The 6,498-nt window shown below is 74.3% G+C and carries 6 protein-coding genes; 3 read left to right on the forward strand and 3 right to left on the reverse strand.

What is annotated here, in order from left to right; translation table 11 throughout:
* Positions 1-51: 51 nt before the first annotated feature.
* Both E1200_RS34515 and E1200_RS29950 read right to left on the reverse strand, forming a co-directional pair.
* On the reverse strand, positions 52-288 hold the full coding sequence (locus tag E1200_RS34515; RefSeq protein WP_207933618.1) for a DUF397 domain-containing protein: 237 nt from the start codon (positions 286-288) through the stop codon (positions 52-54).
* Between the two features lie 172 nt (positions 289-460).
* Positions 461-1,024 (reverse strand): TetR family transcriptional regulator, encoded by a 564-nt coding sequence (locus tag E1200_RS29950; protein WP_243708940.1) that lies wholly within the window; start codon positions 1,022-1,024, stop codon positions 461-463.
* 352 nt (positions 1,025-1,376) lie between these two features.
* Between E1200_RS29950 and E1200_RS29955 the strand changes: the two genes are divergently transcribed.
* On the forward strand, positions 1,377-2,513 hold the full coding sequence (locus E1200_RS29955; protein WP_131955436.1) for an acyl-CoA dehydrogenase family protein: 1,137 nt from the start codon (positions 1,377-1,379) through the stop codon (positions 2,511-2,513).
* On the forward strand, positions 2,513-3,685 hold the full coding sequence (locus E1200_RS29960) for an acyl-CoA dehydrogenase family protein (RefSeq protein WP_131955437.1): 1,173 nt from the start codon (positions 2,513-2,515) through the stop codon (positions 3,683-3,685). The genes E1200_RS29955 and E1200_RS29960 overlap by 1 nt, the downstream gene beginning before the upstream one ends.
* A 79-nt stretch (positions 3,686-3,764) precedes the next feature.
* Here E1200_RS29960 and E1200_RS29965 read toward each other — a convergent pair whose 3' ends face one another.
* Positions 3,765-5,057 (reverse strand): hypothetical protein, encoded by a 1,293-nt coding sequence (locus E1200_RS29965; protein WP_131955438.1) that lies wholly within the window; start codon positions 5,055-5,057, stop codon positions 3,765-3,767.
* A gap of 251 nt (positions 5,058-5,308) precedes the next feature.
* Between E1200_RS29965 and egtA the strand changes: the two genes are divergently transcribed.
* Positions 5,309-6,498 (forward strand): ergothioneine biosynthesis glutamate--cysteine ligase EgtA (egtA, locus tag E1200_RS29970; protein WP_131955439.1); only part of this gene is annotated, 1,190 nt, incomplete at its 3' end.

A 6,498-nucleotide genomic window follows, 5' to 3' on the forward strand; every position in this document is an offset into this window, starting at 1 on the left:
GGGAAAGGGGAACGCCCCCGGTTTGGGCCGGGGGCGTTCTTTCGCTGCGGGTCAGGGAGCCTCGGTGGGGTCTTCTTCGAGGAGGTCGTCGAACTCGCCGTCCTTGACGCCCGCGATGAAGGCGTCCCACTCGGCCTCGGTGAAGTAGAGGATCGGGCCCTCCGGCTTCTTGGCGTCGCGCATGACGACGGCCCGCTCACCGAAGTCCTTGTGCTGGACGGGAACGTCCTTGCCATCGATGAACTCGATGATGACCCCGTCGCTGAGGATCGGTTCCTGCTCGGTCACTGGCACACCTTCTTCGTCCGGGCGCTGTCAGGCCCCAAGGCTAGTGCGTGAGGGGCCGGTGACACACCGGAACGCGTGCCCGCGCGGAGGCCGGATCAAGCGTGGGCGCAAGGCCCGTGCGCGCGCCCGTGTTCAGGGGCTCGTGTTCAGGGCCCGTGTTCAGGGCCCGTGTTCAGGGGTCGATGAGGAGGCGGGCGGCGGAGATCTCCAGGCGGGCCTGGATCTCCTCGGCGGTGGCGTTGCCGCGCAGCATCTCGATCATCTCCATGGTCCAGATGCCGGACAGCGCGCGGGCCACCAGGCGGCGCGGGTCGTCGGCGGACACGCTCTCCGGGCGGCCGGACGCGGCGAGCAGCAGCATCCCGGTCATCCGGTCGCCGAAGTCGGTCTTGACGTCGGACAGCAGCAGCGAGCGGATCAGCGCCTCGGCCAGCTCCGGTTCGCGCATCAGGCCGCGGGTGGCGCGCATCAGCACCTCCACCGCGCGCTGCGGCGGGTCGCCGGCGCGGGGCGGGCGGCGCTCGATGCTCGCTTCCAGAAGGTCGAGCTCCTCGCTGACGACCGCGACGACCAGGTCCATCTTGGACGGGAAGTAGCGGTACAGGGTGCCGAGGGCGACCCCCGCGCGCTCGGAGACGGTGCGCATCTGCATCGCCTCGATGCCGCCGCGCGACGCCAGCGCCGCCGCCGCCTGCACGATACGCTTGCGCCGCTGGAGCTGGCTGCGCGAGCGCACGCTCTGCCCCGGCTGCGCGGCCTGGTTCGCCTTGCCCGCCTTGCCCGCGGGCTGACCCCGGGTCTCGTCCCCGGTCACCGTCGGCTCTGCGGTCACGGTCGTTCCCTCCTGTGGCGGGCGCGGTCGCCCGGCGTGTCCCGCTCAGGATACAGGCCATGAGAACGTGTTATCTGATCCGTGGCGGGGGACGGTCCGGCCGATCTCTTCGTCCGGCCGGTGAACCTTGTGATGCCTGGAGAATCTGCCCGCGATCGGCCCCGGTCATGCCTCTGGACACAGACTAGAATCTGTTCTACTTTTTCGCCGTGGGAGGGGGCAGGGCCGGCCGCACCTCCTGGAACGGAGCGGATGAGTGGACTTCGACCTCGACGAGACCCAGCAGGAGATCAAGAAGCTGGCCGCCGGGCTCCTGGAACGCGAAGCGACCCAGGAGCGCCTGGAGAGCTTCGAGAAGAGCGGCGCGGCGTACGACACGGTGACGTGGAAGGCCCTCGCCCAGGCCGGGCTGCTCGGGCTCGTCCTGCCGGAGGACGCGGGCGGCGCGGGCCTCGGCCCGGTCGAGCTGGCGGTCGTCCTGCGGGAGGTCGGCCTCAAGGCCGCGCCCGTGCCGGTGTACGCGTCGCTCGCGCTCGCGGCCGTCCCGATCGGGCTGCACGGCACGCCGGAGCAGAAGGCCCTGCTGGGCCCGCTGATCGAGGGCGAGACGGTGCTGACGGGCGCGTACCGGGAAGTCGGCCCGGCCGGGGACATCGCCGCCACCGCGCGCCGCGACGGCGACGGCTTCGTCCTGGACGGGGTGAAGACGTTCGTCCCGTACGCCCGCGAGGCGTCGCGGATCCTCGTGCCCGCCCGCGTCGAGGGCGAGGGCGTCGGGGGCGAGGGCGTCGGGGGCGAGGGTGTCGGGGTCTTCCTGGTCGAGCCGTCCGCCGCGGCGATCACCGCGCAGCCGTCCGCGACGAGCGAGCCGCTGTCGCGGGTCGCGCTCGACGGCGCCCGGGTCGGCGCGGACGCGCTCCTCGGCGGCACGGCCGACGGCGCCGCGTGGGCCGCGCTGCGCCGCTCGGCGGTCGCGGGCGCGGTCGCCCTCTCGTCCGGCGTGATCGAGGGCGCGCTGGCGCTGACCACGGAGTACGTGAAGACGCGCGAGCAGTTCGAGCGCGCGCTCGCGCAGTTCCAGGCCGTCACGATGCAGATCGGCGACGTCTACATCGCCAAACGGGCGCTCGACGTGGCCGTCTGGGCGGGCGTGTGGCGGCTCGCCGAGGGCGCCGCCGACACCGACGAGGTCCTCGCCATCGCCGCCTACAACGCCTGTGACCCCGTCGTGAAGGCCCTCTACACCTGCCAGCACCTGCACGGCGGCATCGGGCTGGACGTCACCTACCCGCTGCACCGGTACTTCGCCTGGGGCAAGCAGTGCGCGCACCTGCTCGGCGGCGCGGAGGACACCCTGGACTCGCTCGGCGCCCTCGTGGCACAGGAGGCGTGATGTTCATCGACCTGACCGACGAGCAGAAGAAGCTCCGCGCCGAACTGCGCGAGTACTTCGAGAACTGCCTGGACGCGGAGCAGCGGGCCGCGATCCTGGAGGACCCGTTCGGCCCCGCCTACATGGAGCACTGCCGGCGGCTCGGCCGCGACGGGATGCTCGGCGTCGCGCTGCCGAAGGAGTACGGCGGCCGCGGCTACGGCCCCGTCGAGCAGACGATCTTCGCCAACGAGATCGCCCGCGCCGAGGTGACCTACCCGCTCATCACGCTGAACTCCGTCGCCCCGACGATCCTGCAGTACGGGACGGACGCGCAGAAGGAGTTCTTCATCCCGCGCATCCTCGCGGGGGAGTGCCACTTCGCGATCGGCTACAGCGAGCCGGGCGCGGGCACCGACCTCGCCGCGCTGCGCACGACGGCCGTCCGGGACGGCGACCACTACGTCGTGAACGGCCAGAAGATCTTCACGTCCGGCGCGCAGACCGCCGACTACGTGTGGCTCGCCGCCCGCACCGACCCGGACGCGAAGAAGCACAAGGGCATCTCCATGCTCATCGTCGACTGCGCGGCCCCCGGGTTCTCCTGGACGCCGATCATCACGATGGACGGCCGCCACCACACCAACTCGACGTACTTCGAGGACATCCGCGTCCCGGCGGACATGCTGATCGGCGAGGAGAACAAGGGCTGGGACCTCATCGTCAACCAGCTCAACCACGAGCGGGTCACGCTCGGGCCCGCCGGCAACATCGGCCACACCCACGTGCGGTTCGAGCGCTGGGCCCGCACCACCCCGGGGCGGGACGGCCGGCCGCTCATCGAGGAGCCCGCCGTCCGCCGCGCCGTCGCGCAGGTCTACGCCTACCTGCGCGTCAACGAGCTGCTGAACTGGCAGGTCGCCGCGAACCAGGACCTCGGCTGGCTCGGCGCGGCCGACGCGTCCGCCACGAAGATCTACGGCTCGGAGCGGGTGCAGGAGGTCGGCCGGATCGTCGGCGACGTCCTCGCCCGGTACGGCGACCCGGGCGACCCGGTCACCGCGGAGTTCATCGAGGCCACCGACCGCCTGGCCAAGGGCGCGCTGGTGCTGACGTTCGGCGGCGGCGTCAACGAGATCCAGCGCGAGCTGATCGCGATGATCGGCCTCGGCCTGCCCCGCGCGCCCCGCTGACGCGGGCCCCTGACACGGGCCCTGACGCGGGTCCCTGAATACGGGGCCCGGACACGGGCCGCGCGGGCGGGACCCGCGGTCAGTCGCCGCTCGGCGACGGCGCCGGATTGGACGTCGGGCTGGGGGAGGGCGTGCCGGAGTCGCCGTCGCCCGGCTCATCGGACGGCGGGTCCGACGGGGTGGCCGGCGGCGGGGTCGTCGGGTCACCGGTGCCGGGCGGGGTCGTCGGGTCGCCGGGCGTGGCCGGCGGCGTCGTCGGCGACGGTGAACCACCGGTCGGCGGGGGCGTGGTGGGCGCGTCCGGCCGGGACGGCGTGCCCGGCACCGACCGCTGCGCGTCCTTGGACGGGGTGCCGGCCGGGGAGGTCGCCGGGGGCGCCGGATTCGCGCCGCCTTCGGGGACGCCGCCCGGCGTCGGAGCCGCGGCGGTTCCGCCGTCGGAGGCCGGGGCCTGCGGGGAGCCGGGCGGCTCGCCCGTCGCCCGCTCGGTCCCGGACAGGCCGGGCATCGGGTGCCGCGGGGCACCGCCGGTCGCGTTGGACGCGGGGTTCGCGCCGGCGCCCGACGCCGTCGGGACGATCGTGGCGGCCCCGCCGCCGCCCTTCGGCGACGGCCAGGCGGCGAGCAGGCCGATGACGGCCGCGGCGGAGGCGGCCACGCCGGCCGCGGCGCCGAGGCCGCGGTGCAGGCCGCCGGACAGCCCGCGCCGGGCGCGGTCGGCGGCCGTGCCGCGGCGCGGCCGGCCGTCGCCGATCACCACGAGCGGGCTCGGCGACGCGACGCTCGGCAGCGGCCGGACGGCCTCGTCCTCGCAGGTGGCGAGGACCTGGTCGCGCAGCCAGCCGGGCGCGCGGGCCGGTGCCCGCCGGGCCAGCAGCTGCGGCAGCCGCTTCTTCTCGAACGCGGTGATGAGGTCGTGCCGCGCCTCGGTCGTGCCGCGCATCAGGATGTCGAGGACGGACCGCTCCAGCCGCGCCCGCGCCGCGTCGAGCAGCTGGCGGACCGTGTCCGGCGCGATGCCGAGGACGCGGGCGATGTCGTGCGGTTCGAGCCATTCGCCCGCCCACAGCAGCAGCACCTCGCGGTGGTCGGGGCGCAGGGCGGCGGCGGCGCGCAGCAGCGGGTCGGCGGTGGCGAACAGCACCCCGCCGCGCCCGTCGAGGTTGCCGGCGAACGCGCCGCGCTCGGCGCAGGCCGACCGCGACAGGGAGTAGAGCCACAGGACGGTGTCGCCGCGCGGCGGCTGGTGCACGGCCGCGGTGAAAGCGTCCCCGACGGCCGCCGCCGCGAGCTGGTCGCCGACCAGCGACCAGCAGTACGCGTACAGGCGGTCGGCGTGCGCGTCGTAGAGCGAGCCCATGTCCCCGCGCATGTGACCTCCCCGATCGTCGGCCGGCATCCACAAATGGTGCATACCGCTGGTTGACGGACTCTAGCGTCTCCGGTCAATGCCTGAGAAGTCCGAGATTAGGCGTGCCGTCGAATAGCACGGAAGGTAACGGAGTCGCGTGCGGACGGTGATGTTCCCGAAGATTTCATGAAGTTCGAGAAATTGGTCGGATTTCTGATCCGGTTCAGGTGGGAAGGTTCGCCTCCGCCGACATCCAGGTGAGGAGGCGAGCCGTGACCCGGTTGACCGTGGAGGACGTCTACCAGCACGTTCGCGGTGTCTGCTTCAAGACGGGCCCGCCCGGGATGGTCGGCGCCGAGACCGAGTGGCTCGTCGTCGACGCCGCCGACCCGGCCGCGCACGTCCCCGGCGACCGGGTGCGCGCCCTCGTCGGCGCGGCGGGCCCGCCGCCCGGCGGCAGCCGGGTCTCCTACGAGCCGGGCGGGCAGCTGGAGCTCTCCTCCGCGCCGTTCCGCGGGCTCGGCAGGCTGCACGCCGAGCTCTCCCGCGACATCGCGCACGTGCGGGACGTCCTCGCCCCGGACGGCCTCGCCCTCGCCGGGCACGGCGTCGACCCCGTCCGCCGCCCTCATTACCAGGCCGACCACCCCCGCTACGCCTGCATGCGCGACTACTTCCGCGCGGGCGGGTTCCAGGACGCGGGCCTCGCGATGATGTGCTCGACCGCGTCCGTCCAGGTCAACCTGGACATCGGCGCCGACCCCGGCGACGCCTGCCGCCGCTGGCGGCTCGCGCACGCGCTCGGCCCGGTGCTCGTCGCCGCGTTCGCGAACTCGCCGCTGCGCGCCGGCCGCCGGACCGGGCTGCGCTCGTCCCGGCAGGGCATCTGGACCGAGCTCGACCCCTGCCGGACGCTCCCCGTCCTGCGGGACGGCGCGGACACCGACCCCGCCGAGGCGTGGACGCGGTACGCGCTCGACGCGCGGGTCATGCTCGTCCACACCGCCGAGGGGGAGTGGGTCTCCGACCCCGGCATGTCGTTCCTGGAGTGGCTGGGGAAGGGCGAGCCCTGCGCGGACGACCTCACCTACCACCTGTCCACGCTGTTCCCGCCGGTCCGGCCGCGCGGCTGGCTGGAGCTGCGCATGATCGACGCGCTGCCCGGCCCGTACTGGCCCGTCCCCGTCGCGGTCGCGACCGCGCTGCTGGACGACCCGGTCGCCGCGCGCGCCGCGGAGGAGGCCGCCGAGCCGGTGGCCCGCCGCTGGGCGGAGGCCGCCCGGCTCGGCCTGGCCGACCCGCCGCTGGCCGCCGCGGCGCGGGCCTGCTTCGCCGCCGCGCTGGACGCCTTGCCCCGGCTCGGCGCGCCCGGCCTCGTCCCGCTGGTCGACGAATACGTCCGCTGCTACGTCGAGCAAGGGCGCTGCCCGGCCGACGACCCGGTCCCGCCCCTGTCCCCGCC

The sequence above is a fragment of the Actinomadura sp. GC306 genome, assembly GCF_004348665.1.
Classification (GTDB): Bacteria; Actinomycetota; Actinomycetes; order Streptosporangiales; family Streptosporangiaceae; genus Spirillospora.

Coding starts and splice junctions, on each gene's coding strand:
- E1200_RS29960 (WP_131955437.1), top strand. CDS start 2,513: ATGTTCATCGACCTGACCGACGAGCAGAAGAAGCTCCGCGCCGAACTG.
- E1200_RS29965 (WP_131955438.1), bottom strand. CDS start 5,057: ATGCGCGGGGACATGGGCTCGCTCTACGACGCGCACGCCGACCGCCTG.